The sequence below is a fragment of the Labrys sp. 22185 genome (genome assembly GCF_052045555.1).
Classification (GTDB): domain Bacteria; phylum Pseudomonadota; class Alphaproteobacteria; order Rhizobiales; family Labraceae; genus Labrys; species Labrys neptuniae.
On record NZ_JBQEPH010000009.1, the window covers coordinates 97972 to 123425 of the forward strand.

The 25454-nt window shown below is 65.2% G+C and carries 26 protein-coding genes; 16 read left to right on the plus strand and 10 right to left on the minus strand.

The annotated features are described in order from the left end of the window. Positions 1-1038 (plus strand): FecCD family ABC transporter permease, encoded by a 1038-nt coding sequence (locus ACTJKX_RS18880; RefSeq protein WP_367625223.1) that lies wholly within the window; start codon positions 1-3, stop codon positions 1036-1038. An 8-nt stretch (positions 1039-1046) separates the two neighbouring features. Beyond that, positions 1047-1850, plus strand: coding sequence for an ABC transporter ATP-binding protein (locus ACTJKX_RS18885; RefSeq protein ID WP_440726135.1), 804 nt, complete (start codon positions 1047-1049; stop codon positions 1848-1850). Positions 1851-1857: 7 nt separating this feature from the next. Here ACTJKX_RS18885 and ACTJKX_RS18890 read toward each other — a convergent pair whose 3' ends face one another. Then, on the minus strand, positions 1858-2550 hold the full coding sequence (locus ACTJKX_RS18890; protein ID WP_311940666.1) for a class I SAM-dependent methyltransferase: 693 nt from the start codon (positions 2548-2550) through the stop codon (positions 1858-1860). A gap of 169 nt (positions 2551-2719) precedes the next feature. Here ACTJKX_RS18890 and ACTJKX_RS18895 point away from each other — a divergent pair, with 169 nt between their 5' ends. Both ACTJKX_RS18895 and ACTJKX_RS18900 read left to right on the plus strand, forming a co-directional pair. Beyond that, on the plus strand, positions 2720-3442 hold the full coding sequence (locus ACTJKX_RS18895) for a pyrimidine 5'-nucleotidase (protein WP_440726136.1): 723 nt from the start codon (positions 2720-2722) through the stop codon (positions 3440-3442). Between the two features lie 140 nt (positions 3443-3582). Then, positions 3583-4224, plus strand: coding sequence for an SH3 domain-containing protein (locus ACTJKX_RS18900; RefSeq protein WP_440726137.1), 642 nt, complete (start codon positions 3583-3585; stop codon positions 4222-4224). Positions 4225-4277: 53 nt separating this feature from the next. On the opposite strand, the gene ACTJKX_RS18905 is transcribed toward ACTJKX_RS18900, so the two are convergent. The 3 genes from ACTJKX_RS18905 to dnaK form a co-directional block, all read right to left on the minus strand. Beyond that, on the minus strand, positions 4278-5147 hold the full coding sequence (locus ACTJKX_RS18905) for an SDR family oxidoreductase (protein ID WP_440726138.1): 870 nt from the start codon (positions 5145-5147) through the stop codon (positions 4278-4280). A gap of 97 nt (positions 5148-5244) precedes the next feature. Then, positions 5245-6381: a molecular chaperone DnaJ gene (dnaJ, locus tag ACTJKX_RS18910; protein ID WP_440726139.1), complete on the minus strand. Its 1137-nt coding sequence runs from the start codon at positions 6379-6381 to the stop codon at positions 5245-5247. Positions 6382-6595: 214 nt separating this feature from the next. Beyond that, positions 6596-8497 (minus strand): molecular chaperone DnaK, encoded by a 1902-nt coding sequence (gene dnaK / locus ACTJKX_RS18915; RefSeq protein ID WP_440726140.1) that lies wholly within the window; start codon positions 8495-8497, stop codon positions 6596-6598. A 398-nt stretch (positions 8498-8895) separates the two neighbouring features. On the opposite strand from dnaK, the gene ACTJKX_RS18920 reads away from it, so the two are divergent. Further along, on the plus strand, positions 8896-9252 hold the full coding sequence (locus ACTJKX_RS18920; RefSeq protein WP_311940683.1) for an ArsR/SmtB family transcription factor: 357 nt from the start codon (positions 8896-8898) through the stop codon (positions 9250-9252). Next, positions 9249-9716, plus strand: coding sequence for an SRPBCC domain-containing protein (locus ACTJKX_RS18925; protein WP_311940686.1), 468 nt, complete (start codon positions 9249-9251; stop codon positions 9714-9716). Before ACTJKX_RS18920 ends, ACTJKX_RS18925 begins: the two co-directional genes overlap by 4 nt. Positions 9717-9949: 233 nt before the next feature. Here ACTJKX_RS18925 and ACTJKX_RS18930 read toward each other — a convergent pair whose 3' ends face one another. Continuing rightward, positions 9950-10336, minus strand: a complete 387-nt coding sequence (locus ACTJKX_RS18930) for a methylglyoxal synthase (RefSeq protein WP_068288004.1) — start codon at positions 10334-10336, stop codon at positions 9950-9952. Between the two features lie 179 nt (positions 10337-10515). On the opposite strand from ACTJKX_RS18930, the gene ACTJKX_RS18935 reads away from it, so the two are divergent. From ACTJKX_RS18935 to ACTJKX_RS18955, 5 genes are all read left to right on the plus strand, one after another. Then, complete coding sequence (locus ACTJKX_RS18935; RefSeq protein ID WP_394313759.1) at positions 10516-11526, plus strand: BMP family lipoprotein; 1011 nt, start codon at positions 10516-10518, stop codon at positions 11524-11526. 293 nt (positions 11527-11819) lie between these two features. Beyond that, a complete protein-coding gene (locus tag ACTJKX_RS18940; protein WP_440726141.1) occupies positions 11820-13337 on the plus strand; it encodes an ABC transporter ATP-binding protein in 1518 nt (505 codons plus the stop codon). After that, entirely contained in the window at positions 13334-14506 is a 1173-nt protein-coding gene (locus tag ACTJKX_RS18945) for an ABC transporter permease (RefSeq protein WP_440726142.1), read from the plus strand. The genes ACTJKX_RS18940 and ACTJKX_RS18945 overlap by 4 nt, the downstream gene beginning before the upstream one ends. A 4-nt stretch (positions 14507-14510) precedes the next feature. After that, positions 14511-15482: an ABC transporter permease gene (locus tag ACTJKX_RS18950; RefSeq protein WP_311940699.1), complete on the plus strand. Its 972-nt coding sequence runs from the start codon at positions 14511-14513 to the stop codon at positions 15480-15482. After that, the gene (locus ACTJKX_RS18955) at positions 15482-15898 is read left to right on the plus strand and encodes a cytidine deaminase (RefSeq protein ID WP_311940702.1); all 417 of its coding nucleotides are present in this window, start codon (positions 15482-15484) and stop codon (positions 15896-15898) included. Before ACTJKX_RS18950 ends, ACTJKX_RS18955 begins: the two co-directional genes overlap by 1 nt. Before the next feature lie 4 nt (positions 15899-15902). On the opposite strand, the gene ACTJKX_RS18960 is transcribed toward ACTJKX_RS18955, so the two are convergent. The 3 genes from ACTJKX_RS18960 to deoA all read right to left on the minus strand — a co-directional run bounded on the left by ACTJKX_RS18960 (position 15903) and on the right by deoA (position 18721). Next, positions 15903-16040 (minus strand): hypothetical protein, encoded by a 138-nt coding sequence (locus tag ACTJKX_RS18960; RefSeq protein WP_440726143.1) that lies wholly within the window; start codon positions 16038-16040, stop codon positions 15903-15905. Between the two features lie 139 nt (positions 16041-16179). Then, a complete protein-coding gene (locus tag ACTJKX_RS18965; RefSeq protein ID WP_440726144.1) occupies positions 16180-17394 on the minus strand; it encodes a phosphopentomutase in 1215 nt (404 codons plus the stop codon). A 1-nt stretch (position 17395) separates the two neighbouring features. Then, a complete protein-coding gene (gene deoA / locus ACTJKX_RS18970) occupies positions 17396-18721 on the minus strand; it encodes a thymidine phosphorylase (protein WP_440726145.1) in 1326 nt (441 codons plus the stop codon). A gap of 308 nt (positions 18722-19029) precedes the next feature. Here deoA and ACTJKX_RS18975 point away from each other — a divergent pair, with 308 nt between their 5' ends. From ACTJKX_RS18975 to fabI, 5 genes are all read left to right on the plus strand, one after another. After that, positions 19030-20403, plus strand: a complete 1374-nt coding sequence (locus ACTJKX_RS18975) for a caspase family protein (protein WP_440726146.1) — start codon at positions 19030-19032, stop codon at positions 20401-20403. Positions 20404-20599: 196 nt separating this feature from the next. Continuing rightward, on the plus strand, positions 20600-21106 hold the full coding sequence (gene fabA / locus ACTJKX_RS18980) for a 3-hydroxyacyl-[acyl-carrier-protein] dehydratase FabA (protein WP_068287971.1): 507 nt from the start codon (positions 20600-20602) through the stop codon (positions 21104-21106). A gap of 424 nt (positions 21107-21530) precedes the next feature. After that, a complete protein-coding gene (gene fabB, locus ACTJKX_RS18985; protein ID WP_440726147.1) occupies positions 21531-22757 on the plus strand; it encodes a beta-ketoacyl-ACP synthase I in 1227 nt (408 codons plus the stop codon). Between the two features lie 68 nt (positions 22758-22825). Further along, on the plus strand, positions 22826-22948 hold the full coding sequence (locus tag ACTJKX_RS18990) for a hypothetical protein (RefSeq protein ID WP_311940720.1): 123 nt from the start codon (positions 22826-22828) through the stop codon (positions 22946-22948). A gap of 143 nt (positions 22949-23091) precedes the next feature. Beyond that, a complete protein-coding gene (gene fabI / locus ACTJKX_RS18995; RefSeq protein ID WP_440726148.1) occupies positions 23092-23931 on the plus strand; it encodes an enoyl-ACP reductase FabI in 840 nt (279 codons plus the stop codon). Positions 23932-24028: 97 nt separating this feature from the next. On the opposite strand, the gene ACTJKX_RS19000 is transcribed toward fabI, so the two are convergent. After that, complete coding sequence (locus ACTJKX_RS19000) at positions 24029-24811, minus strand: molybdopterin-dependent oxidoreductase (RefSeq protein ID WP_440726149.1); 783 nt, start codon at positions 24809-24811, stop codon at positions 24029-24031. A gap of 11 nt (positions 24812-24822) precedes the next feature. After that, complete coding sequence (locus ACTJKX_RS19005) at positions 24823-25440, minus strand: cytochrome b/b6 domain-containing protein (RefSeq protein ID WP_440726150.1); 618 nt, start codon at positions 25438-25440, stop codon at positions 24823-24825. Positions 25441-25454: the final 14 nt, after the last annotated feature.

Sequence of the window (25454 nt, forward strand, 5' to 3'; positions counted from 1 at the left end):
ATGGCAAGGCCATTGCCCTCGAGAACCGCTGCCTCGCGAAGCCGGCTCACCATCCTGCTCTTCGGTGCCCCCGTGCTGGTTGCCATCGCCGCCATCTTTCTCGGCGTCAGCCATGTCGCACCTGCCGATGTGCTGGCCGCCCTGACGGGACAGGGATCCCGGCAGGCGAATCTCATCATCGGCGATTTCCGCGTGCCGCGGGTGATCACAGGAATCCTGGCAGGGATTCATTTCGCGCTGGCGGGCCTGCTCCTGCAGACCATCACCCGCAATCCCCTCGCCGATCCGACGCTGATGGGCGTCTCGCAGGGCGCCACACTCGCCGTCACCCTCTTCCTGTTCGCCACTGTCTATGGCTCCGCCGGCGGCAGCAACATGCTCTACCAGCTCCCCATCGCCTGGCTTCCCGCCGCCGGCCTGATCGGCGGCCTCGTCGCCGGCGGCATCATCTATCTGCTGGCACTGCGCCACGATCTCGGACCCCTGCGCATCACGCTCTGCGGCATTGCCGTCGGGGCCGTGTTGCATGCCATGGCCATCGGCCTGATCACCGGCTGGGGCTCCGCCCGTATCGAGATCCTGCTGGAATGGCTCACGGGCAGCCTCTACGCCCGCAGCTGGGAGCATGTGCTGTTCCTGTTGCCCTTCACCATCGTCGGCCTGGCCGCCCTGCCCTTCCTGCAGCGCTCGATCGGCATGCTGCGGTTCGAGGCGCCGGTGGCGCGTTCCTTCGGCCTCGACTACAGGCGCCACTTCACCCTGGTGCTGATGCTGGCCTGCGGCCTCGCCGCCAGTGCAGTGGGCGCGGTCGGGCCGCTGGTCTTCGTCGGCCTGGTGGTGCCGCATCTCGCCCGCATGCTGGCGGGCCGGCATGGCGGCGCCGTGATACCGCTCACCATCCTCCTCGGCGCCATGCTGGTCACGACCGCCGATCTCGTCGGCCGCCTGATCGGGCAGGCCGATGAGATACCGATCGGTGTCGTCACGGCCATCGGCGGCGCCCCCATCCTCGTCATCCTGCTGCGCCGCCTGCCATGAGTGCCGCCATGATCCTTTCCTGCTCCGCCCTTTCCGTCTCCTATGGCAGCCACAAGGCACTGCAGGGGTTCGACTTCAGGCTGGAGCGCGGCGAGATCCGCGCCCTGATCGGTCCCAACGGCTCGGGCAAGAGCACCGCGCTGCAGGCCACCGCCGGGCTGATCCAGCCCAGCGCGGGAGGGGTCACTCTCGACGGCCGGACCCTGTCGACGATGTCGCGCCGAGAGCTTGCCCGGCGCCTGTCCTTCATGCCCCAGCAGCCCCAGGCTCCGGACGAGATGACGGTGGAACAATTGGTCCGGCAGGGGCGCTTTGCCCATGTCGGCCTGTTGCGCAGCTACGGCCCCGCCGACTTCGACGCCATCGACTGGGCGCTGGAAAGCACCGGGTTGACCGCCCTGGCCCAGCGCAGCCTGCGCCAATTATCGGGCGGCGAGCGGCAGAGGGCCTGGATCTCGGCGGCCCTCGCCCAGCAGGCCGACATCATCATGCTCGACGAGCCGACCTCCTTCCTCGATATCGGCCATCAGGTGGAGGTGCTGGAGCTGCTCACGCGTCTCGCCCGCGAGCGCGCCGTCACCGTGGTGATGGCCCTGCACGACCTCAACCAGGCCATGGCGGTCTGCGACCGCATATCCCTGCTCGAAGAGGGCCGGCTGGTGTTCGACGGCACGGCAGAGGCCCTGGCGGCGAGCGGCCTGATCGAGCGCGTGTTCAACGTGCGCGGGCGCTTCGTCAGCCTTGGCCCCGGCAGCGCTCCGCATTTCGATGTCGAGATCGGGGCACGGCCGCCGCCAAGCGTGAGCGGATAGGATCCGCTCAGCGCGGCTTGACCAGGCGGAACAGGATCTTGGTCTGCCCGTAATAATCGAGTTCGTCGGCGAAATCGGGCATCCAGCCGCTGGCGCCCGAATAGGGCAGGAAGCCCTCGAAGCGCAGCCTGCGCCCGAAGACTTCGAAGCCGGCCTCGCTGAAGACGCGGGCGTAATCGGTGATCGAACGGTCCTGGACGACGGTGTTCGTCCGCTCCGCCACCAGCTTGCGCCAGCGCGGCCAGAGCGGATTGTCGGTATGGCAGCCCGTCACGGCGTAGTAGACGCCGCCCGGCTTGAGGGCCGAGAGGATATCGGCGGCATGGGCGGCAATATCGGGAATGAGATAGATCACCTCATGGCTGAAGGCGAGGTCGAACCGAGCATCCTCGCCCTGCATCGTCGAGCGCACCTCGTAGCGGATGGGCAGGCCGGCCCTGAGCTGGTTGGCCTTCTCGATCGACTTCTCGGCGATATCGACCCCGAGCCCCCGCTTGAAGGGCAGCATGGCATGGAGGTGGCGCAGAAAGCCGCCCTGGTTGCACCCGAAGTCCAGGACGGTGCAGTCGCTGAGGTCGCGCTCCATCACCAGGCCGATGAGGTGGCGCCAGATCGGGGCGTGGCCCTCGCCCATGGCGTTCTCGGCCTCCAGGTCGACATACCAGCTGTCGATCGGTTTGACTTCACCGCGCCCCGTCATCGCTGCCCTTCCATACATTTCGGCTCCCCTCGGAATCAGGGGAGCGCCAGATTTGATAGCATCACGCAGGCAGCCGATGACAGGACAAGGGCGAAATGCCGCCCTGTTCGCACGCAATCCATCCTTAACTTTGCCACCCGATGCTGGCATAAGGATGATAGAGACGAGCATGGATCAAAGCGTAGCCACAATCACGGAGAAGCTGTCGGCGGATTTCGCCCATGTCGACACATGGGTCTTCGATCTCGACAATACGCTCTACCCTCACCACGCCAATCTGTGGGAGCAGGTCGACAACCGCATCACCACCTGGATGGCGAATTACTACGGCGTCGACGGCCTCACCGCGCGCGGGCTGCAGAAATATTACTATCAGCGCTATGGGACCTCGCTGCGCGGCCTGATGATCGACGAAGGCGTGGATCCCGCGCATTTCCTCGAATTCGCCCATGACATCGACCATTCGCCGCTGGAGCCCAACCCACTGCTCGGCACCGCGCTCAGCCTGCTGCCCGGCCGCAAGCTGATCTTCACCTCGGGCACCACCCGGCACGCCTTGAACATCATCAAGCGCCTGGGGGTGGAGGAGCATTTCGCCGATGTCTTCGACATCGTCTCGGCCGACTACCTGCCCAAGCCCGCCGCCGATACCTATGCCAGTTTCTTCGCCCGCCATGACGTCGATCCGGCTCGTGCCGCCATGTTCGAAGATCTCTCACGCAATCTGATCGTGCCGCATGACCGGGGCATGCGCACCGTGCTGGTCGTGCCCAAGCTTGATGCCGAGATCGTGCGCGACGCCTGGGAAATCGAGCGCGTGCAGGCCGAGCATGTCGACTATGTCACGGACGACATTGCCGGCTTCCTGACTGATCTATCGGCTTCGCTCTGAAGCATCACGGCTGCCAATCTACCGAATAATACCGAAATAGTCGGCTTGCCTGCTTGGCGAAGAGGCCTGCGCGTTGCATTGTCGGCCGCGTCAGGCCGCTCCGGCTCTCCTGCAGAGCGGCTTCCACTGCATGGGGTTGCATGATGCCCTCACCTCAGCCCGATCAGACGGGCCTCCTCATCCGGATCCCGCTCCTGGTCCGGACTTTGCTCATCGCCGTCCTGGCCAGTAGCGGCGTTCTCCTGTTGGCTGGCGGTGCGCAGGCGGCCGTCCGCGGCTATGCCACCGCCAATGTCAATCTGCGTGCCGGCCCCGGCACCCAATATCCGGCCGTCACCACGTTGCGGCCGGGCGAAGCCGTGCTCATCCATGGCTGCCTCTCCGACCGCTCCTGGTGCGATATTTCCGTCCGCGGCGAGCGGGGCTGGTCGGCGAACAAATATCTGTCCGCCGCCGCGAACCGCAATGTCGGTATCGGCGCGCTGGCGATCCCCGCCATCGTGTTCAGCTATGCCTATTGGGATCGCTATTATGTGCGGCGTCCCTGGTATAACACCTGGTGGGGCCATGGCCGGCCACGGCCGCCGCATCACGGGCCTGGCTGGCGTCCACGGCCGCCCGTCATTGGCCCGCCCGGGACGCGCCCACCAGTGGTCCGTCCACCTGGAGGCCGCCCTCCTGGCATTCGCCCGCCCGGCGTGAGGCCTCCCCATCATGGCGGCCCGCGTCCGAAGCCTGTCTTCCGTCCCGGCCGGCCGGGACGGCCGATCATTCCGCAATGAGCCGATCGAGGACTGCCTGAGCAGCCTTGTATCGTCGCGGCCGCAAAAGACCGTTACGCATCCGCGTCGAAACAGGCGCGGATGCCCTCGCGATAGGTCGGATAGCGCAGCATGTAGCCGAGATCCTCACGAACCCGCCGGTTCGAGACGCGCTTGTTCTCGCCATAGAAGGACCGGGCCATCGGCGTCATCTGGGCCTTGTCATAGGCGATCTCGGCCGGAGGCGTCACACCAAGCAATTCGGCCGCATAGGTAACCACGTCCTGAGGTGGCGCCGGCTCGTTGTCGGTGACGTTGAAGGCCGGCCCCGCCCCGGGCTTCTCGATGCCGGCGGCGACGGCGCCGGCGATGTCCTCGACATGGATGCGGTTGAAGACCTGGCTCGGCTTGACGATACGACGGGCGGTGCCGCGCTTGAGATTGACGACGGCATTGCGCCCCGGGCCGTAAATGCCGGCGAGCCGGAAAAGCTGCACAGGCACATCCTTGCCGCGGCCAAGTTCGAGCCATTCCTTCTCGACATCGACCCGCATGGCATTGCGGGCCATGGTCGGGCGCAGCGGCGCGGTCTCGTCGATCCAGGCGCCGCCGGCGTCGCCATAGACCCCGACGGTGGAGAGATAGCCGATCCATTGCAGCTTCGGCGCCTGCCTCAGGGCCCGGTCGAAATGCCGCAGGACAGGATCGCCGTCATCGTCGGGGGCGATGGAAGTGAGGATATGCGTCGCTTCGGCAATCGCCGCCTCGGCGGCCGGCGAACCGGCAAGGCCGTCATAGGGCAGGCGCGCCACGCCAGGCAGGTCCGGCAGCTTCTCGTGCGGCGCCGTCGAGCGGAAAGTGCCAGTGACCGCGGCGAAGCGCTCGCCATAGCGGGCCGCGAAATGCGAGGCGGTGTAGCCGAGGCCGAAGATCAGGAGATTCATGCAACACATTCCCGCCGTTTCAGGGGGCGGATCGTCAGACTCGCCAGTCCCCCTTCCGGCCTCACGACAAAGGCGGGTCTGAAGACCCGCCCCCCCATTACTGTCCGAGCCCGTCGAAGAAATCACGGACCTTGGCGAAGAAGCCCGCGCTTTCGGGCTGGGTTTCCTTCGACGATTGTGCGTCGAACTCGGCCAGCAATTCGCGCTGGCGGCGCGTGAGGTTCTTGGGCGTCTCGACGAAGAGCTGGACATACATGTCACCATGCTCGCGCGAGCGCAGCACCGGCATGCCCTTGCCGCGCAGGCGCACCTGCCGGCCGGTCTGCGTACCCTCGGGTACCGCCACCTTGGCCTTGCCGCCGTCGACGGTCGGCACCTGGAATTCGCCGCCGATGGCGGCCGTCACCATCGAGATCGGCACGCGGCAATGCAGGTCCGCGCCGTCGCGCTGGAAGAATTCGTGGGGCGCCAGCGACAGGAAGATATAGAGGTCGCCCGACGGCCCGCCGCGCGAGCCGGCCTCTCCTTCATTGGCGAGGCGGATGCGCGTTCCGTCCTCCACGCCGGCCGGGATGTTGACCGAGAGGGTGCGCTCGCGCGTGGTGCGTCCAGCACCGCCGCAGGACGGACAGGGATTGTCGATGACCTCGCCGCGGCCCTGGCAGGTCGGGCAGGTGCGCTCGATCGAGAAGAAGCCCTGGGTGGCGCGCACGCGGCCATGGCCGGCGCAGGTTCCGCAGGTCTTCGGCTTGGAACCGGCCTTGGCACCGGAACCGGAACAGGCATCGCAGGTGACGGAGGTCGGGATCTTGATGGTGGCGGTCTTGCCGTTGAAGGCCTCCTCCAGCGTGATCTCCATGTTGTAGCGCAGATCGGCGCCGCGCTCGCGCCCGCCCGAATTGCTGCGCCCGCGGCCGCGCCCGGCCAGATCCTCGAAGATGTCGTTGAAGATGTCGGAGAAGGAACCGAAGCCCCCGCCTCCGCCGAAGCCGCCTCCACCGCCGCCCTGTTCGAAAGCGGCGTGGCCGAAGCGATCGTAGGCCGCACGCTTTTGCGGGTCCTTCAGGGCTTCATAGGCCTCGTTCACTTCCTTGAACTTGGCCTCGGCATCCTTGTTGCCGGCATTGCGGTCGGGATGATGCTTCATGGCCTGCTTGCGGAAAGCAGCCTTGAGTTCAACCTCGGTTACTTCGCGAGTAACCTCGAGCACTTCGTAATAGTCACGCTTGGCCATAGGAATCGCTCAAAGCATCCCAGCGAAAGCGTCTTTGCGAAGGGCGGCAAATCACCGGCGCTCGCAAAGACGTGTGAAACAACCAATTCGAGCGAAGGGCGCCTCCGCTAGAACGCGCCTTGCTCCCGAAGGTGCGCGAAAGCCCCCGCCTTACCCGGCACGAACCTCGGAGGTCCGTGCCGTTTGGCGAGGGCTCGCACACGATCGTCAGAGATTACGCACGCTTCTTGTCGTCGTCGACTTCTTCGAAGTCGGCATCAACAACATCGTCATTCTTCGTGCCGGCCTCACCTTCCGTCGCGCCAGCCGCCTGCTGCTGCTGATACAGGGCCTCGCCCAGCTTCATGGCAGCCTGCTGCAGGTCGTTGGTGCGGGTCTTGATCAGCTCGGCATCCTCGCCTTCCAGCGCGGACTTCAGGGCGGTGATCGCGGACTCGACGCTCGACTTGTCGGCCTCGGAGATCTTGTCGCCAAGCTCCTTGATCGACTTCTCGGCCTGGTGCACCGCCGCATCCGCATGGTTGCGGACCTCGACGAGCTCACGCCGCTTCTTGTCCTCCTCGGCGTTGGCCTGGGCGTCCTTGACCATCTTCTCGATGTCGGCATCGGAAAGACCGCCGGAAGCCTGGATGCGGATCTGCTGCTCCTTGCTCGTCGCCTTGTCCTTGGCCGAGACATTGACGATGCCGTTGGCATCGATGTCGAAGGTCACCTCGATCTGCGGCATGCCGCGGGGCGCCGGCGGAATGCCGACGAGATCGAACTGGCCGAGGGCCTTGTTGTCGGCCGCCATTTCGCGCTCACCCTGGAAGACCCGGATGGTCACGGCTGTCTGGCCGTCCTCGGCGGTCGAGAAGGTCTGGCTCTTCTTGGTCGGGATCGTGGTGTTGCGCTCGATCAGACGGGTGAAGATGCCACCCAGCGTCTCGATACCCAGCGACAGCGGGGTCACGTCGAGCAGCAGCACGTCCTTGACGTCACCCTGCAGCACGCCGGCCTGGACAGCAGCACCGATGGCCACGACTTCGTCCGGGTTGACGCCCTTATGGGGCTCCTTGCCGAAGAACTGCTTCACGACTTCCTGGATCTTGGGCATGCGGGTCATGCCGCCGACCAGCACCACTTCGTCGATCTGGCCAGCAGCCAGGCCGGCATCCTTCAAGGCCTTGCGGCAGGGCTCGACCGTGCGCTGGACGAGATCGTCGACCAGGCTTTCGAACTTGGAGCGCGAGAGCTTGAGAGCCAGATGCTTCGGACCCGAAGCGTCGGCCGTGATGTAGGGCAGGTTGATCTCGGTCTGGGCCGTCGAAGACAGCTCGATCTTGGCCTTTTCGGCCGCTTCCTTCAGGCGCTGGAGAGCGAGCTTGTCCTTCTTGAGGTCGATGCCCTGCTCGCGCTTGAACTCATCCGCCAGATACTCGACCAGGCGCATGTCGAAGTCCTCGCCGCCGAGGAAGGTGTCGCCGTTGGTGGACTTCACCTCGAACACGCCGTCGCCGATCTCCAGGATCGAGACGTCGAAAGTGCCGCCGCCGAGGTCATAGACCGCGATGGTGCCGGCCTTCTTCTTATCGAGGCCGTAGGCGAGCGCAGCCGCCGTCGGCTCGTTGATGATGCGCAGCACTTCGAGGCCGGCGATCTTGCCGGCATCCTTGGTGGCCTGGCGCTGGGCATCGTTGAAGTAGGCGGGAACGGTGATGACGGCCTGTGTCACCGGCTGACCCAGATGAGCCTCGGCCGTTTCCTTCATCTTCTGCAGGGTGAAGGCCGAAATCTGAGACGGGGAGTAGGACTTGCCGTCCGCCTCGACCCAGGCGTCGCCATTGCCGCCCTTGACGATCTTGTAGGGCACCAGGCCCATGTCCTTCTTGGTCATGGGGTCATCGTAGGTGCGGCCGATCAGGCGCTTGATCGCGAAGAAGGTGCGCTCGGGATTGGTCACAGCCTGGCGCTTGGCCGGCTGGCCCACGAGGCGCTCGCCATCGTCGGTGAAGGCGACGATGGAGGGCGTGGTGCGCATGCCCTCGGAATTTTCGATGACCCGGGCGCTCGTGCCTTCCATGACGGCCACGCACGAATTGGTGGTGCCGAGGTCGATACCAATAACTTTAGCCATAGTTCTCATCCTTCCTATTCAGCAGACCGGCGCGCCCCGAAGCAGCAGCGCCTAGGCCGGGAAAGCCCTCAGGAACCCGGCCGGTCCCTATCGGAAACCCCGTGACTGACGTTGGATTAATCACGGGTTCGGCGGGTATATAAGGGGGGCTTTCACAGGCCGCAAGGCGCGAAAGCTGCCTGTCCGCTAAGGAATTTGCGTCTTCGTCACAATTCTTGGACGAAGCGCCGGCCGTCTCCGGCCGAGGCAAGCCAACAGGCCGTATAGCGATACATCAGCCAGCATCCCCGGTCACTCGATTTCGCCGGCCCGCTCTCGCGGCGAGAGCCGGCAAAATTTGCCTTGACTATAACAATCTTGTTATATAACAAAATTGTTATTAATGAAGCGCAACCGCCATGCCCGATCTCGACCACACCTTTGCCGCCCTGTCCGATCCGACCCGCCGGGCCATCCTGAGCCGCCTGGCACGCGGCGAAGCGACGGTGATGCAGCTGGCGGAACCCTTCGCGATGACGCAGCCCGCCATCTCGCGCCATCTCAAGGTCCTCGAAGGCGCCGGACTGATCGTCCGCCGCGCCGAGGGAACGAGACGGCCGTGCCGGCTCGCCCCGGAGGGCATCGCCGCCATCGACCAATGGCTGGGCCTGCTGCGCGAAGCCCTCACCCGCAATTACGACCGGCTGGACGCGCTCCTGGCCCAAGGACTGCCCGAGAAACCTGGACTGCCCGAGAAAACAGAGGAAAGCCCATGACCAAGCTCACGATCCGAACCGAAGGCGAAACCCATGTCGTGGTGACCAGGCGCTTTGCCGCCCCGCCCGAGGCGGTCTACCGCGCCCACACCGAGCCCAGGCTCATCCAGCAATGGATGCTCGGACCGGACGGCTACACCATGCCCGTCTGCATCAGCGAGGCTAGGCCCGGCGGCAAGATCCGCTTCGAATGGCGGGACGCCTCGGGGAGCGGCGGCTTCTCCCTGACGGGCGAATATGTCGAGCTCGAGCCCCATAGCCGCATCGTGCATGTCGAGCGCATGCATCTGCCCGACCCCACGCCGGACAACCATGTCGAGACCCGCTTCGAGGCAGACGGTGCGGGCACGCTGATGACCCTGCGCATGACCCTCCCGAGCGCCGAAGTGCGCGAGCAAATGCTGGCGACCGGCATGGAGCACGGCATGGAAGCCAGCTATGTCCGGCTGGAGGGTATTTTGTGAGGATCCATACTGACCTTCATGGTCGGGCGAGATGAAGGCTTCGATATGAAAGTCCGACGTTCGCGTCCCCCTCGCCCCGCCTGCGGGGAGAGGGTACGGGTGAGGGGCTACGCAATGCCTTATTATTTGTGCGCGACCCGCTGCCCCTCATCCTCACCTTCTCCCCGTAAGAACGGGGCGAAGGGGCGGCTGGTGTCGCGTTCTTCGCCCACCGGGCCTTTGCCTCTCCCTCCTCAATCCACCAGCTGGCCCACGATCATGTGCGCCGTCGAGGCATTGAGGGCCATGGGAATATCGTAGACGAGCGCGAGCCGGGTCAACGCCTTGACGTCGACATCATGCGGCAGGGGCGAAAGCGGATCGACGAAGAAGAACAGGCCATGCACCTGCCCCTCGGCGATCAGGGCGCCGATCTGCTGGTCGCCGCCGAGCGGACCGCTCTTCAGCGGTGTCAGCGACAGTTCCGGGCAGGCGGCCAATATGCGGCTGCCGGTGGTACCGGTGGCGACGAGATTGAAGCGCGCCAGAATGGCCCGGTGGGTGCGCGCGAACTCGACCATTTCGTCCTTCTTCAGATCATGCGCGACGAGCGCCAGAGTGCGCCGGACCAGCTTTGCCATCTCATATCCTCGTTTCCAACCGGCGTTTCCCACCTGATTCCATGTGAAAATCAGGGGCAACCGCACAACGCCTCTTCTCAATAGCGCAATCGGCATGCCATGTTGACCATAAGGTCTGCACGGGAAGCCTTTCCCGCGCGGCCCCCATCCAAGAGCGAGAACGAGCGCGGGAGAGCGTGATGAAATCGACCCTTCTTGGCCTGGCTGCCCTGCTGGCAGCCGGCACTGCGGGATTTGGCGCGGCACAGGCAGCCGACAAGCCGGGCCCGGCGGTCATCTATGACCTCGGCGGCAAATTCGACAAGTCCTTCAACGAGGGAGCCTATAACGGCGCCGAGCGCTGGAAGAAGGAAAGCGGCAAGACCTATCGCGACTTCGAAATCACCAATGCTTCCCAGCGCGAACAGGCACTGCGCCGCTTCGCCAAGGATGGCAACGATCCCATCATCGTGATGGGCTTTGCCTATGAGGACGTGCTGGCGAAGGTGGCCAAGGCTTATCCGAAGGTGCATTTCGGCATCGTCGACAGCGTCGTCGACCTGCCCAACGTCGCCTCCTACGTCTATCGCGCCGACGAAGGCTCCTATCTCGCCGGCTATCTCGCCGCCAAGACCAGCAAGACCGGCACGATCGGCTTCATCGGCGGCATGGACGTGCCGCTCATTCGTAATTTCGGCTGCGGCTATGTCCAGGGCGCCAAGGCCGCCAATCCGCAGATCAAGGTCATCCAGAACATGACCGGCACCACGCCCGCCGCCTGGAACGACCCCGGTCGCGGCGCCGAACTCACCAAGGCGCAGATCTCGCAAGGCGCCGACATCGTCTATGCCGCAGCCGGCCAGACGGGCCTGGGCGTGCTGCAGGCGGCCGCCGACGGTGACAAGCTCGGCATCGGCGTCGATTCCAACCAGAACGGCCTGCATCCCGGCAAGGTGCTGACCTCGGTGCTCAAGCGGGTGGACGAAGCGATCTATCAAGGCTTCAAGGACGGCGAGGAAGGCAAGTTCAAGGCCGGTACCCACGTGCTCGGCATCAAGGACAGCGGCGTCGCCCTGGCCATGGACGACAACAACAAGCCCCTGGTCACCGACGCCAACAAGGCCGCCATCGAGGCGGTGACCAAGGACATCGCCGACGGCAAGGTGGTGGTGCATAATTACGAGAAGGACAATGTCTGCCCGGTGAACTGAGAGGGCGGACAGACCATTTTTCGTAAGCTGAAAGGCGGGTCCCCGGATTTAGTGCCGTTCACTCAAGCGTCTTCGAGACTGCACGACCTTTGTCATTGCCGGGCTTGACCCGGCAATCCACCTCCCGACCGGTTGCGCGTGGGGTTCCTGGATAGCCGGGTCAAGCCAGGCTATGATAAATCGGAGCGTTTCCTCCCTAAGTGAACCGCATTGGGCCCGGGCTCGCCTTTCAGCTATGAACCGCCGTCTTCGCCGATCCGGGATCGGCCCCTATTGCTCCCGCGAGGCTCCCTTTGGCAACTGCCCTCGAACTGAAGCAAATCGACAAACGTTTCGGCCCCGTCCACGCCAACAAGGCGATCGACCTCGTGGTCGAGAGAGGCACCATCCACGGCATCATCGGCGAGAACGGCGCCGGCAAATCCACGCTGATGTCGATCATCTACGGCTTCTACGAGGCCGACAGCGGCGAGATCCACATCAACGGCACCGCGAAGGCGATCCGCTCCTCCCAGGATGCCATCGATGCCGGCATCGGCATGGTCCATCAGCACTTCATGCTGGTCGATCCCTTTACGGTGCTGGAAAACGTCATGCTCGGCGCCGAAGGCGGCGGCCTGCTGGCGAAGGGGCGCGAACATGCCCGTACCGAACTGGCACGGCTGGAAACGAGCTATCATCTGGAAGTCGATCCGGATGCCGTGGTGGGCGAACTGCCCGTCGGCGCCCAGCAGCGCGTCGAGATCCTCAAGGCCCTCTATCGCGGTGCCGACATCCTCATCCTGGACGAGCCCACCGGTGTGCTGACCCCGGCCGAAGCCGACCAGCTCTTTGAAATCCTCAAGGTCCTGCGCGAGCAGGGCAAGACCATCCTCTTGATCACCCACAAGCTGCGCGAGATCATGGCGATCACCGACAGGGTCTCGGTGATGCGGCGCGGCGAGATGGTGGCCACCGTCGATACCGCCAAGACCAACCCCACCGAGCTCGCCGAGCTGATGGTGGGGCGCCGGGTGCTGCTGCGCGTCGACAAGGCGGAGGCCAAGCCGACCGACATCATCCTCGAGGTCAAGAATCTCACCGTCAAGGACGAGAAGGGCATCACCCGCGTCGATGATGTCTCCTTCACCGTGCGGGCCGGGGAGATCGTCGGCGTCGCCGGCGTCGCCGGCAACGGCCAATCGGAGCTGCTGGAAGCCATTGCCGGTATCCGGCCGGTCTTTTCCGGCGAGATCCGGCTGCGGGGCAGCAATGCCGCGGCCGCGGACCCGGCGGAGCTGCGCAAGCTCGGCCTGGCCCACGTGCCCGAAGACCGCATGAAGATGGGCCTGGTCAAGCCCTTCGCCGCCTATGAAAGCGCGATCCTGGGCTATCAGAAGGATCGCAAGCTCGGCAGCGGCCCCTTCCTCAATTATCGCCGCATCATCGCCGACCTCACCGACAAGATGGAACGCTTCGATGTGCGCCCGCGCGATCCGAAACTGAAGACGGCCAATTTCTCGGGCGGCAATGCCCAGAAGATCGTGCTGGCCCGCGAGATGGAGCGCGACCCGGCTTTGCTGATCGTGGGGCAGCCGACGCGCGGCGTCGACATCGGCGCCATCGAGTTCATTCACCGCCGCCTGATCGGCATGCGCGACGCCGGCAAGGGCATCCTGGTGGTTTCGGTCGAGCTCGACGAGATCATGGGCCTCTCTGATCGCATCCTGGTGATGTGCGGCGGGCGCATCACCGGCGAGTGCCTGGCCAAGGACGCCACCGAGAACGGCCTTGGCCTCCTGATGGCCGGCGTTTCGGGAGAAGCGGCATGAGCGGGCAGACCACCACGCCCGGGGCCTTTCTCGGGGCGATCTTTTCGGGGCGCAGCGGCGCCAGCCTGATCACCCTGCCCTGGTGGGCCGACACCATCATCCTGCCGCTGCTCAACGTCTTGGTGGCCTTCATCGTCTCCGGCATCGCGGTGTGGATCATCGTCGGCGCCGACCCCTTGACCGTCGGCGTCACCATGATCGGCGGCGCGTTCGGCGATGCCAACGCCGTGGGCACCACGCTTTATTATGCCACCACCTTCATCTTCGCCGGCCTTGCCGTCGCCGTCGCCTTTCATGCCGGATTGTTCAATATCGGCGTGGACGGCCAGGGCCAGATCGCCGGCATCGGCATCGCCTGGGCCTGCCTGCATCTGGGCGGCCTGCCCTGGCCCCTCGCCATCCCGCTCGGCATGGCCGCCGGCATGCTCTTCGGCGCCGCCTGGGCCTTCATTCCGGGCTACCTCCAGGCCAAGCGCGGCAGCCATGTCGTCATCACCACCATCATGTTCAACTACATCGCCACCGCTCTGGTGCAGTATCTCCTGGTGAACGTGATGATGAAGCCGGGCTCGGGCGAGCCGAAGTCCGAGCTTTTTCCGGATTCGACGGGCATGCCCTTGCTCAGCGACATCCTGGCCGGCATCGGCATCCAGCTCGACCTCACCCTCGTCAATCTCGCCTTTCCGATCGCCCTGATCGCAGCCCTACTGGTCTGGGCCCTGATCTGGCGCACGCGGCTCGGCTATGCGATGCGCACGGTCGGCCACAACCAGACGGCCGCCGTCTATGCCGGCATCTCGCCTGCGAAAATCATCATCATCGCCATGCTGATCTCGGGGGGCCTGGCCGGCCTGATGGGCGCCAATGTGCTGATGGGCGAGCAGCACCGCATGATCATCGACTACACGGCCGGCGCCGGCTTCATCGGCATCGCCGTTTCCCTGATGGGCCGCTCCCATCCGGCCGGCATCGTGCTTGCTTCCATCCTGTTCGGAGCGCTCATCCAGGGCGGTCAGGAATTGTCCTTCGAAAACCCCGTGTTCGACAAGAACATGATCGTGATGATCCAGGGCATCATCATTCTCTTCGTCGGCGCCCTGGAGACCATGTTCCGACCCCAGCTCGCTGCCCTGTTCCAACTGTTCACCCCCGCCGGCAAGGGAGCATGACGCCATGGATACCGTGATCATGCTGGCCAGCGTGGCGGCCGCCGCCATCCGCATCTCCACGCCCTATCTGCTCTGCGCCCTCGCCGGCCTCTATTCGGAACGTTCGGGCATCGTCGACATCGGCCTCGAAGGCAAGATGCTGGTGGGGGCCTTCGCCGCCGCGGTCACCGCCGCGACCTATGGCTCGGCCTGGCTCGGCCTCATCGCCGCCATCATCGTTTCCATCGGCTTTGCGCTGCTGCACGGCATCGCCTCCATCCGCTATCGCGGCAACCAGATCGTTTCCGGCGTCGCCATCAACATCCTGGCGCTCGGCAGTACCGCCTTCATCGGCAATGCCTGGTATGGCGAGGGCGGCCGCACGCCGAGCCTCAGCGGCGCCGCCCGTTTCCAACCGATCGAGCTGCCGGGTGCGGAGGCGATCAAGGGCGTGCCGGTGATCGGTGAGCTCTATGCCGACGTGCTCTCCGGCCATTCGATCCTGGTCTATTTCGCCTTCATCTGCGTGCCGGTAACGGCCTGGGTCCTCTACAAGACCCGTTTCGGCCTGCGCCTGCGCGCCGTCGGCGAGAACCCGCAGGCGGTCGACACCGCCGGCATCTCGGTCGCCTGGCTGCGCTACCGGGCCGTGCTGATCTGCGGCCTGCTGACCGGCATCGCCGGTGCCTATCTCTCCACCGCCGATTCGGCCGCCTTCGTCTCCAACATGACCGGCGGGCGCGGCTATATGGGCCTGGCGGCCCTGATCTTCGCCAAATGGCGGCCCTGGCCCGCGCTCGGCGCCTGCCTGCTCTTCGGCCTGCTCGACGCCATCTCGATCCGCATGGGGTCGGGCTTCGTCGTCGCGGGCATGCTGGTGCCCTCGGAGCTGATCTCGGCGCTGCCTTTCATCCTCACCGTACTGATGCTGGCCGGCTTCGTCGGCGCGGCGACGCCGCCCAAGGCCGCGGGCATTCCCTATCTCAAGGAACGCTGATGGACGCGCTCGCCGATCTGTTCGAAGCCGCCAGGGCCGTGCGCGAGAAGGCGCACGCCCCCTATTCGCGCTTCAAGGTGGGAGCGGCCATCCGCGGCCGTTCGGGCCGGATCTATGCCGGCTGCAATGTCGAGAATGCCGCCTATCCGGTCGGGGCCTGCGCCGAAGGCGGCGCTATCTCGGCCATGGTGGCGGATGGCGAAACGGGAATCGCCGAAATCCTGGTACTGGGCTGGACCGACGCCCACCCCGATGCGCCCGGCCTCACCACGCCCTGCGGCGGCTGCCGCCAGCGCATCCGCGAATTCGCGAGGCCGTCGACACCCATCCATGTCGCAGGGCCCGAGGGCATCCGCCGCAGCTTCACGCTCGACGAGCTGCTGCCCGAGAGCTTCGGCCCGGAAAATCTCGGATAGAACCTCAGATCGAGACCAGGTCGAGGAAGCTGGCGCACAGCAGCACGACGGTGGCGACGGCCAGCGTCAGCCCCACCCAGAACTGCGCCCTGTCCTCGGCGGAAATGCCGCCCTTCAACACGATATGCATACGCTCGATCATAACCGACCCACCTCGAAACGGGGGTCATGATGGAAGCGTCGCGGATGCTCGGGCGTTAACGCGGCGCGAATTCGCCGCACCGTCTGGAATCATGGTTGAGAAGAGATGAGCGGGCGTCCGGGCGCCCGCGCATCCGGAACTACAGGAACGACTTGCCCGCCCCCTGCCAGTCCAGCCTGAGGTGCTCCGCCACGCTGGCGGCCATGTCGGCGAAGCTGTCGCGCCGGCCGATCGGCCCCGTGCGCTTGCCCAGACGCGCCAGCACCGGCACGAATTCGCGCGTATGGTCCGTTCCCGTCCAGGACGGGTCGCAGCCATGGTCGGCCGTGATGATCAGAAGGTCTTCCTCACCCAGCCGCGTCAGGATCTGCGGCAGGCGCATGTCGAACTGCTCCAGGGCGCCGGCATAGCCGGGAATATCGCGGCGATGGCCATAGAGCGTGTCGAAATCGACATAGTTGGCAAAGAGCAGGCCGCCATCGGGCAGGCGCCCCATAGCTTCGAGCGTGCGATCGATCAGGGCGTCGTTGCTCGGGCCCTTGACGATCTCGCCAGTGCCGCGATGGGCGAAGATGTCGCCGATCTTGCCGATGGTGACGATGCCCCGTCCCGCGCGCTCTGCCACGTCGAGCAGCGTGTCGGCCGGCGGCGGCACCGCATAGTCGCGCCGGTTGGCGGTGCGTGTGAAACCGCCGACGGCATCGCCGACGAAAGGCCGCGCGATCACCCGGCCGATATTGAGGTGGTCGACGTGGCGCCGGGCGATCTCGCACAGGGACAACAGCCTTTCCAGCCCGAACGCCTCCTCATGGGCGGCGATCTGCAGCACGCTGTCGGTGGAGGTGTAGAAGATCGGCTTGCCCGTCTCTATGCTCTCGGCACCGAGTTCGGCGATGATCTGCGTTCCCGAGGCATGACGCTGGCCGAGCACCCCGGCAAGCCCGGCCTCCTTGACGATGGCGGCGATCAGCTTGGGAGGAAAACAGGGCACCTCCCTGGGGAAATAGCCCCAGTCGAACGGCACGGGATAGCCGGCAATCTCCCAATGGCCGGATGGCGTGTCCTTGCCTTTGGAAACCTCCGCCGCATAGCCCCACAGCCCCTCGGCCACGCCGCCTTCCAGGCCAGGCGGGAGTGTGCCTGTCGCAGCCTGCGCAGCCGCGCCGAGGCCCAGGCTGGTGAGCACGGGCAGGCGCAGGGGCCCCGTGCGATGCTCGTTCTCCCCCGCCCGGCCCGCCGCGCAGGCCGCGGCGATATGGCCGAGCGTATCCGCTCCCGCATCGCCATAGCGCTCGGCATCGTCAGCCGAGCCGATGCCGAAGGAATCCATCACCAGAAGGAGAGCGCGGCCCATGTCACTTTCCTCCAATGCGTTCGAGTACCGGCGGCAAGGCTGCTTCGCCTTCTCCGATGCGGTAGGCGGTGCGGAGGCTGGCGGCCGCCGCTTCGGCTGCCGCGTCGCTGCGCGCATGCACGAAGCCGAGGGGACTGTCAGGCCCGACCTCGGCGCCGAGTTCGGCGAGGCCGGTCAGGCCCACGGCATGGTCGATCGCATCCTGCGGGCGGGTGCGCCCGCCGCCCAGCGCCACCACCGCGAGACCGACGGCCCGCGTATCGATACCGCCGACCCGCCCTGCCTGCTCGGCGAAGACGGGTTTAATCACTGGTGCAACGGGCAGATAATGCTCGGGCCGCTCGACGAAGTCCGCCGGCCCACCGAGCACCGCGATCATGCGGGCGAAATGTTCGGCCGCCCGCCCGCTCGCCAGAGCCTGCTCGATGCGCGCCTGGCCTTCGGCGGTATCGCGGGCAAGCCCGCCGAGCACCAGCATTTCGGCGCAAAGATCGACGGTGACCTCCAGGAGGCGCAGGTCCCGCTGCCCTCCCGTGAGGAAGTCCACGGCATTGCGGACCTCCAGGGCGTTGCCGGCGGCGCTGGCAAGGGGCTGGTCCATCGCCGTGATCAGTGCAGTGGTCGGCAGCCCGGCTCCCGTGGCGACGGTCGCAATCGATTCGGCCAGTTCGCGCGAGCCCTCCAGGGTGGGCATGAAGGCGCCAGAGCCCGTCTTCACGTCCATCACCAGGGCCTGAAGTCCGGCTGCGAGCTTTTTCGACAGGATCGAGGCCGTGATCAGCGGGATCGATTCGACCGTGGCCGTGACGTCGCGGATCGAATAGACGGTCTTGTCGGCCGGGGCGAGATCGGCGGTCTGGCCGATGATGGCGGTGCCTGCCTCGCGCACGGCGCGGCGGAACAGGTCGAGATCGGGCTGGGTGGCGTAGCCGGGCACCGAATCGAGCTTGTCGAGCGTGCCGCCGGTATGCCCCAGGCCCCGGCCCGAGATCATCGGCACGAAGCCGCCACAGGCAGCCACCAGCGGCCCGAGCATCAGGCTGACATTGTCGCCGACGCCGCCGGTCGAGTGCTTGTCCACCACCGGCCCCGGCAGGTCGAGCCCGCGCCAGTCGAGCACGGTGCCCGATTGGGTCATCGCCCGCGTCAGGGCAATGTGCTCCTCCATCGCCATGCCGCGGAAGAACACCGCCATGGCAAAGGCCGCGACCTGGGCATGGGTGACGCTGCCGGCGACAAGCCCTTGCACGAAACTCTCGATGTCAGCCGCGGATAGAGCGGCGCCATCGCGCTTCTTGCGGATGATTTCCTGGGGAAGAAGGGTCACGAATGGGGCTCCCTGGAGCAGAACGCAGTCAAGCGGAACGCTTCTTTGCGATTCCCGGCCGACGGCCAGATCGCAAGACGCCTTGGCCCTGCGTGGCCTTTCGATTTCGGGCCGCGACGATAGCCTCCACGATCCTCGAAGGAAAGCCATGCGGAGGAAAGTGTGCGAGCGTTTACAAATCTATCACGAAGAGACGACGTCCTGGTGCCCTGGCAAAGCTGCCCTACGGCCTGTTCCCCCCGAACTGGCCAGCGCCTGGCGCGCGTGCCACAATCGATGTGGTGCTGCCGTGAATCCGGGGTGGGGCGATGATCCGGCGTTGCGTAATGCTGTTGTGTCTGTTCTGGCTGGCCGGGGCCACCGTCGCGCTCGCCGACAAGCGTGTCGCCCTCGTCATCGGCAACGGCGACTATCGCACGCTCGGCCGCCTCGCCAATCCCGTCGCCGATGCCGACGCCATGGCCACGCTGCTCGCAGGTGGCCCACTCGGCTTCAAGGTGATCCGCGCCACCGACGCCGATCATGCCGCCATGCTCAGGGCGATGTCCGAATTCGGCAACGAGGCCACCGATGCCGATATCGCCCTGGTGTACTATGCCGGCCACGGCATGCAGGTCGACCAGCGCAATTTCCTCATTCCCGTCGGCGCCGACATCAAGAGTCGCGTCGATCTCGCCACGCAGACCATCAAACTCGACGACATCAGCGACATCCTGAGCGCTTCCGGCGCCAAGGCCAAGATCCTGCTGGTGGATGCCTGCCGCAACAATCCCCTGCCGGCAAGCGCAAGCCGCGGCGCCTCACGCGGCCTCGCCCGGCTCGATGCCGCCAGCACCGGTACGCTGGTGGCCTTCGCCACCGGCCCCAATGCCGTCGCCGACGATGGGGACAACGGCCATTCTCCCTTCGCGGCCGCCTTGCTGAAGCGTCTGCCGGAGGCCGGCATCGAGATCCGTCGCATGCTGGCGCTGGTACGCCAGGACGTCCATGCCGCCACGAACCAGCGCCAGACGCCGTGGGTGGATGAAGCCCTGCTCGGTGATCTCTATCTGTCGGGAAGCGCCATATCCGGTTCGGTCCCCATCGCCACGCAGCAGCCATCGCCGGCGCCGGGAAGCCCGGTCCCCGACAAGGCGGACATGGCGGCCTGTACCGATCTCGGTACCGAACCCACCCCGATCAAGCTCGAAGCCTATCTCGACAATTTTCCGAAGGGCTATTGCGCCGCCTCGGTGCGCCGGCGGCTGGAAGCCCTGGCCAAGCCTGCGGCCGGGCCGGCGCCGATCTCCGCCTCACCTGCGTCCGCGCCCGCTCGACCCGATCCGCCACCCTACACGATCTCGAGCTATTGGAACCATAACGGCTCGCGCGTGGCGCTTTCGGCGAGTGAGGGCAACCGCCTGTTCTATTATGAGGCGCCGCGCCCGGGCCTGGCCGAGGTCGGGGTCCGCAAGGGGGCACTGCTGTTCAAGGGGAGCGCCAGCGGCGGCATCTATCGCGGCCAGGCCTATGTCTTCTCGCGCGAATGCGGGCCGATCTCCTATCGCGTCGAGGGCTCGGCGGCCGGAGAGCCGCCGATCATCACCCTGCGTGGCAAGGCTCCCCGACGTGCCAAGGATTGTGCGCAAACCGGCTGGCGCGACGACACGCTGGTATTCCGCTACGATTCGGCGGCGCGATAGCACGCATACCCCTGCCGACCAGCCGGTCCGTGGTCCGACAAAGCCGCTTGAGTCCTTTTTAAGGGGGCAACATCGCCCCCGCGACCCTTCCCCCGCTTTCGGCTGCGGGATTGCTATGTTAAGGGGAGGCCGTGGAGCGGGCAGGCTCGCCTGTCCGGCCACGCGGTTTTGACTGGTCGATGAGGACTGAGACGCAATGGCGGAACGCCGTTCGAGCTTTGAATATGAAGATCTCCTGGCCTGCGGGCGCGGCGAGATGTTCGGCCCCGGCAATGCGCAATTGCCCCTCCCCCCCATGCTGATGTTCGATCGCATCCCGGAGATCTCCGAGACCGGCGGGCCAAATGGCAAGGGCTGCGTACGCGCCACGCTCGATGTCAAACCGGACCTGTGGTTCTTTTCCTGCCACTTCCAGGGCGATCCGGTGATGCCGGGCTGCCTTGGCCTCGACGCCCTCTGGCAGATGACCGGCTTCTTCCTGGGCTGGCTCGGCCAGTCCGGACGCGGCCGTGCTCTCGGCGTCGGCGAAGTCAAGTTCACCGACCAGGTGCTGCCCAGCGTCAAACAGGTCGAGTATGGCGTCGACCTCAAGCGGGTTTTCAAGGGTAAATTGATTCTCGGCATTGCGGATGGCTGGCTAAAGGCCGATGGCCGCACCATCTATGAAGCCAAGGATCTGCGCGTCGGCTTGTTCCAAGCCTGATTTCTGGCCTGAGCGCGGCGCGGATCGAGCGCGTTTCCGGTCGGGCCTGGCATCGGCCTGCCTGTTGCAATGCGCTTTGAAACATGCAGGGTGCGGCCCCGACGACGCTCGACGCGCCGACGGGGTCGATGCTTTGTTAGCCGTCCGTGTCCGGGTCCTGCCCGTCCGCGGGCAGCGAGCATAATTTCCGAGCTTGCCCAAAACCGGGCCGCTTGCGAAATTCTGCTCAAGCGTTTTGCGATGAGACGCAATTGCCTCAAATCGCAAGGACGCTCCCGCCAATCCGTCGGATTGGCTTGGAAACAAGGAGCTAGGGCAAGCGAGCGTTCACATTGAACGCGCTTTTCTCTAGGGAACGCAGTGCCGGCCTGGCGATCTCCTCGGAGAGGATCGTGGGGCGGTCACGAAACTGGAAGGGATCGCCATGAGACGTGTCGTCGTTACCGGCATGGGTATCGTGTCTTCGATCGGCAACTCGACGCAGGAGGTTCTCTCCAGCTTGCACGAGGCCAGATCCGGTATCACGCGCGCCGAGCAGTTCGTCCAATACGGCTTCCGCTCTCAAGTCTATGGCGCGCCGACGCTCGACCCTGCCTCGGTGGTCGATCGCCGCGCCATGCGCTTCCACGGTGGCGGTACCGCCTGGAACCATGTGGCGATGGAGCAGGCCATTCTAGATTCAGGCCTCGAAGCCAACGAAGTCTCCAACGAGCGCACCGGTATCATCATGGGGTCCGGCGGCCCCTCTACCCGTACCATCGTCGAGGCTGCCGACAAGGCGCGCGAGTCGGGCAGCTCCAAGAAGGTCGGCCCCTTCGCCGTGCCCAAGGCGATGTCGTCCACCGCTTCGGCCACGCTCTCGACCTGGTTCAAGATCAAGGGCACGAACTACTCGATCTCCTCGGCCTGCGCGACCTCGAACCATTGCATCGGCAATGCCTATGAGCAGATCCAATATGGCAAGCAGGACGTGATGTTCGCCGGCGGCTGCGAGGAACTCGACTGGACGCTCGCCGTGTTGTTCGACGGCATGGGTGCGATGTCGTCCAAATATAACGACACCCCGTCTACGGCCTCCCGCCCCTATGACAAGAATCGCGACGGCTTCGTGATCTCCGCCGGTGCCGGTGTGCTGGTGCTGGAAGAACTGGAGCACGCCAAGGCCCGCGGCGCCCGCATCTATGGCGAGATCGCCGGCTATGGCGCAACCTCCGACGGCCATGACATGGTTGCCCCCTCGGGCGAAGGCGCCGAGCGTTGCATGCGCATGGCGCTGGCCAATATCAAGGCACCGATCGACTACATCAACCCGCACGCCACCTCGACGCCGGCCGGCGATCCGCCTGAGATCGAGGCCATCCGCAAGGTGTTCGGCTCGGGCGACAAATGCCCCCCGATCGCCGCGACCAAGGCGCTGACCGGCCATTCGCAGGGCGCGACGGGCGTGCAGGAAGCAATTTATTCACTCCTCATGATGAATAATGGCTTCATCTGCGAGAGCGCGCATATCGAGGAGTTGGATCCGGCCTTTGCTGACATGCCGATCGTGCGCAAGCGTATCGACAATGCCAAGCTCAGCCATGTCCTGTCCAATTCCTTCGGATTCGGCGGTACCAACGCGGCCCTGGTCTTCAAGCGGCTCGACGCCTGAGATCGGTCACCGCCTGTTCCGCCCGGACTATCCAGGGTAGGCGCTCATCCATAGTTTGAAGACCGTGGATGAGCATGCCCGGTAACAAAGAGACAGATAAAGTGATCCGGGAAGCCAGCAAATCCCCGGCTGCTTTGTCAAAACGTGGTAAAGAGGCGGAAATGCGGGCTGATCGGCCGATTCTGGTCTGATTGCGCCCCAAAGCGCTTTGCGATTTGACGGGATCGCGTCGAATCGCAAAGCGCGTCCAACCAAGGAGTCAAAGCAAAGTAACGTTCACACGAAAACGCGCTTTGCTTTGGTGACTGATGACCAGGATTTGGAGTTGCAGGCCATGACAGGGCTCATGCAAGGTAAGCGCGGTCTGATCATGGGCGTGGCCAATGATCATTCGATCGCCTGGGGTATCGCCAAGAGCCTTGCCGCCCAAGGCGCCCAATTGGCATTCACCTATCAGGGCGATGCCCTGCGCAAGCGCGTGGAGCCGCTGGCCAACAGCGTCGGCTCCAGCCTGCTGGTGCCGTGCGACGTCGAGGATATCGCTTCCGTCGACGGCGTCTTCGCCACGCTGGCGCGGGAATGGGGCAAGATCGACTTCCTCGTCCACGCCATCGCCTATTCGGACAAGAGCGAGCTCAAGGGCCGCTACGCCGACACCACGCGCGACAATTTCGCCAAGACCATGGTGATCTCCTGCTTCTCCTTCACGGAGATCGCCAAGCGCGCCGCCGACCTGATGCATGATGGCGGCTCGATCCTCACCTTGACCTATGGCGGCTCCACCCGGGTGATGCCGAACTACAATGTCATGGGTGTCGCCAAGGCCGCGCTGGAAGCCTCGGTGCGTTATCTGGCTTCCGATTTCGGCCCGCAGGCCGTGCGCGTCAACGCCATCTCGGCCGGGCCGATCCGCACCCTGGCCGGTGCCGGCATTTCCGATGCCCGCCTGATGTTCAACTACCAGCGCGCCCATGCGCCGCTGCGTCGCACGGTCAGCATCGAGGAAGTCGGTGGCTCGGCGCTCTATCTGCTCTCGGACCTGTCGACCGGCGTCACCGGCGAGGTACATTTCGTCGACTCCGGCTACAACATCATCTCGATGCCGCATCCCGAAGCCCTCAAGGCCCAGGAAGCCGCCGAGGCGAGCGTGACGACGAAGGCCGCCGCCGAATAGGCCAGCCTGTCCCCGTCGCGGAAGCACTGGAAGCGAAGTATCCATGGAAGTGCGGGCATCGTCGCCCGCATTTTCTTTTCCACGAGCAAACAGCCAGCTACAGCCCGCTGAACCAATTATAGCTCTGGCTCTCCCAGGTGCCGCCGAGATAGTCGTTGCTCACCTCGATCTCGCCGATGAATTTGGGGTTCTTGAAACCGAGCTTGGTCGGCACGCGCAGTTTCATCGGGAAGCCATAGGCACGCGGCAGCACCTGCCCGTCTAACCAGAAGGTGAGCTGCGTCTGCGGATGCAGGGCGGTCGGCATGTCGATGCTGGTGACGTAATTGTCGTCGCAGCGGAAATTGACGTAGTTCGCCGTGAGATCGGCGCCGATCCGGCGCAGGAAATGCGAGAAGGGTACGCCGGACCAGCTGCCGATGGCGCTCCAGCCCTCGATGCAGATATGGCGAGTGATCTGGGTGACGCGCGGCAAGGCGTGCAACTGCGGCAGTGTCCAGTCCGCCCGCTGCTCGACCAGGCCCGTGACGTTCAGGCGATAGAGGCCGGCATCGATCACCGGTGCCTTGTCCGGAATGTTGGGCTCGTAGAAGGAGTTGAACGGGAAGGGCCGGGTGATCATGCTTTCGGGATATTCCTTTGCCAAACGCTCCGGGGAGAACAGCCAGGCCTGCACGCGGTCGTTGAAATCGGAGATCCGCCCCAGCATCGCCTCGGCGCTATAGCCGTCAGTGACGTCGCAGCCGGCGAGCAGGGTCAGGCTTCCCAGGCCGAGCGCCCGGCGCAGGAACTGGCGCCGCGTGGCGCGATCGAGCCGGCGGGCGGCCTCTTTGAGGATCGCGCCAGTATCGGGATGGGCCTTTTTGGGTTCACGCAGCATGACACCCTCCCTCAATGCCCGCGGATCATGGCGACGAGGCTGCGCGGCACCAGCAGGGCCATCGCGACATGCACGACCTGGAAGCCGACGATCACCGACATGGCGCCGAAATGGATCAGGCGGGCCATGTCGAAATCGCCGAGCAGCATGACGAGCGGGCGCAATTGCACCGGCTTCCAGATCGCCAGGCCCGACAGCACCACCAGCACGCCGGCGACAATCACGCCGAGATAGAGCAGGCGCTGCACGGCGTTGTAGTGGCTGAGATCCTCATGGCCCAGCCGCCCGGCCAGCGCCGCCTTGAGATCGGCGAGCACGGCGGCCAGCGTGACCGGCAGCAATTTGCGCCGGAACCGGCCGGAAACCAGGCCATAAGCGAGATAGACCACGCCATTGGCCATCACCAGCCACATGGCGGCGAAATGCCATTGCAGACCGCCGATCAAGGAGCCGCCGAGCGTGAGGGCCGAGGGAAACGGGAACGGCAGGGTGGGATAGGCATTGTGGATGGCCCAGCCGGAAGAGATCATCAGCAGCATCGCGACCGCATTGGTCCAATGGCTGATCCGCACGATCGCCGGGTGGATCGGCGCGGCGACCGGGACCGGCAGGGGGTGAGATTGCGTCATGGCGACGGACTCCC